At 72.5% G+C, this 403-nt stretch carries 1 pseudogene; it reads left to right on the forward strand.

The annotated features are described in order from the left end of the window. Positions 1-49: 49 nt before the first annotated feature. Positions 50-403, forward strand: a pseudogene (locus PUR56_RS00575) (hypothetical protein); the annotation flags it as partial.

Genomic DNA, 403 nt, shown 5'->3' on the forward strand with positions numbered 1-403 from the left:
CCGCGCCGTGGTGCGTGGGTTGTCCTTCGCCGAGCCTTCGGTCCCGGCGGTGTCGTCGGTGACCGGCCGCCCGGTCGGTGTCGGGCAGTGGTCGGACCCGGAGTACTGGGTCGACCAGGTCCGCAAGCCGGTCCGCTTCGCAGACGCCCTCGCGGCCCTCGACGGCGTCACCAGGTACGTCGAACTCGGCCAGTACGGCGAGCTGTCCGCGCTCGTCCAGCAGCCCGACGCCGTCACGGCGCCGCTGCTGCGCCGCGACCGTGACGAAGTCACCACCGTGCTCACGGCGCTCGCGACCCTGCACGTCAACGGAGTCCCGGTCGACTGGTCGCCGCTGTTCACGGGCGTCCGACCGGCCGAGCTGCCGACCTACGCCTTCCAGCACCAGCGGTACTGGCAGGAG

It is taken from the genome of Streptomyces sp. BE303, from assembly GCF_036290945.1.
In the GTDB taxonomy this organism is placed as follows: Bacteria; Actinomycetota; Actinomycetes; order Streptomycetales; family Streptomycetaceae; genus Kitasatospora.